The following is a 2,251-nucleotide window of genomic DNA, read 5'->3' on the forward strand; positions in this document are numbered from 1 at the left end:
CGGGTGACGACCGGTTGCCGGTGAGGGATCGCTAAAAGAAACCTTGGATGTCAGGGCTCGTGGTCAGTCGTCGGGCATCAGTGTGTCCCACGGATCGAGGACTGGCACTCCGAGTGGCTCGAAGTGTCGGACGTTGCGTGAACGGCCGTAAATCCAGTCGGTGAACGATTAGTCCGGGTCCCACGCCGCGAGGTACGGCGTTGCGCTGCTCGCGGGCCAGTCCGTCGAGATGCCACAGCCGTCAGGACTACGCGGGACAGTGCTCGGGAACTACGTGCTCGGTGAGCACCGCGCCAGCTCGGAGCCGAGGCTCAAGCCGTCTGGCCGTCCTGCGTCGTCCCGTCCGCCTTGAAGTCCTTCGGCTCGATCGCAAGCGAAATGAGCACGCCGCCCACCAGCGCCCAGAACGGGCTTGAGATGTTGAGCACCGTGACACCACTCATGGCGATTACCAAGGCGGCAAGCGCGCCGACCTGGAAGCGGCTACCCGCGAAGGCTCCGCTGAACGCCGACAGAAGTACGCCGATCATGGCCAGACCGGCGACCGCGGCGATCAGCTCGCCGGGGAGCATGGTCACCGCAGCAACGGCCGCGCCTGCGGCAATTCCGAAGGCGATGAAGAGGATGCCGTTGACGACGGTTGCGGCGTACCGTCCTGACCGATCCTCTCCGGCCTGCTCCGAGGAGCAGATCGCGGTCATCGGTCCGGCGATGTTGGCGTTGTGGCCGCCGAACACACTGGCCAGGATGCCCCCCACGCCGCTGATGAGGGTCATCGAGTTCACCGGCGGTCGATACTTCTCCGCCATGAGCACACCGGTGGCCTGTGCGTTCTCGGCCCCGATCACCAGCACGGCAAGGGGCACCGAGACCGCCAGGATCGCGTTGAGGTCGAAGGTGGGTGCCATGAGCGTGGGCGCGGTCATCCCGAGACCCGCAGCCGAGTCGTTGAAGGCGCCGGTGACCGCAGCAGCGGCGGTTCCCAGCAGCAGTGCACCGACGGCACCCGGCACCGACTTGACGAATCGCGAGAGCAGGAGGAACCCGATCACGGCGGCCCCGACGATGGCGGGAGCGCTGAGCCCGGCATCCACCACGCCGATGCCGAACCGGATGAGGGCACCGGCGATCATCGCCATCACGATGGGAACCGGAAGCCACGAAGCCACCCGGCGCATCAAGCCCGTCACCCCCAGCAGGAAGACCATGACTCCGGCGACGAGGAAAGCACCCACCATGTCACTGAACTCGAACGTCGCGAGGGCACCCACGACCAGCACTGCACCCGGGATACTCCACGCACCGGTGACTGGAATCTTGTAGTACAGGGCGAGCACCAAGGAGATGACCCCACCGAACACGTAGATGCCGAAGATCCATGAGGTGATGAGGTCCGCCGACAGTCCGGCTTCGCTGCCACCGTTAATGATGATGAGGGCCGGACCGGTGCAGCCGAAGATGGCGGCCACCAGACCAGCTCCGACAGTGGCGACATTGAGGTGTCTGGGCAGATCCCTGAGTCCGCTGGCGAACCCTGGACCGCTCTCGATCAGACGGCCTTTACCTTCGGGTCTTGGCGTGGTGTCGTCGGTGGGGGGTGAGGTGCTGGACATGTTGCCTCAATTCGGGATGGATGGACAGGGCTAGTTTCCGGACCGGCGTCGGCGGCGGTTCTCCCGAGCCCGGCGGTGACGATCGCGAACGGTGTCGAGCAGGAGGCGGAAGAGGCTGGGGGCCTTGGCCTCGACTGGGACCTCGCCCCGGGCGGCCTGGTCGAGCGCCGTCGCGAAGTCTTCGAACATGCGACGGCTCACGTCGCCGGCGAGCGAGCGGCCGAAGCCGGCGATGCGCCCCACCAGGAAGACGCGTGCCCGCGCCTCCAGGCGGGTCCCGTCTCCGTCCGGGTACGCGGACAGCTGGATCTCAGCCTGTGCCCGCCCTCCGCTGGCGTCGCTGCCCTGGGCAAGCACGTGCATCCGGTCGGACTCGTGCACAAGCAGGTGGGCGATGCTGGTGAACGACAGCCGGATTGGGCCCAGCGCCACCCGTGCCCGGCCGCGGTACCACCCCTGCCCGAGCTCGTCGGTGAGCTCGGCTCCGGGAAGGCAGCGGGCCAGCAGACGTACGTCGTCGAAAACCTTGCCCACGTCGGACAGGGACGACTCCAAGGAACTGGTGAGGTCGATGGCGATGGTGGGTTCCCCGCTGGGCAGGGTGATCTCCTGCGGCTGGTCCTGCTCGGGAGCGGCGG

General features: G+C 66.9%; 2 protein-coding genes. Both read right to left on the reverse strand.

Annotated features, from left to right (window positions below):
* Positions 1–311 precede the first annotated feature (311 nt).
* On the reverse strand, positions 312–1,613 hold the full coding sequence (locus CF8_RS20330) for a benzoate/H(+) symporter BenE family transporter (protein ID WP_051204295.1): 1,302 nt from the start codon (positions 1,611–1,613) through the stop codon (positions 312–314).
* Between the two features lie 30 nt (positions 1,614–1,643).
* Positions 1,644–2,251, reverse strand: a 608-nt coding sequence (locus CF8_RS22770; RefSeq protein ID WP_036491680.1) for a CoxG family protein, incomplete at its 5' end; no start/stop codon positions are given.

Source organism: Nocardioides sp. CF8 (genome assembly GCF_000389985.1).
In the GTDB taxonomy this organism is placed as follows: Bacteria; Actinomycetota; Actinomycetes; order Propionibacteriales; family Nocardioidaceae; genus Nocardioides; species Nocardioides allogilvus.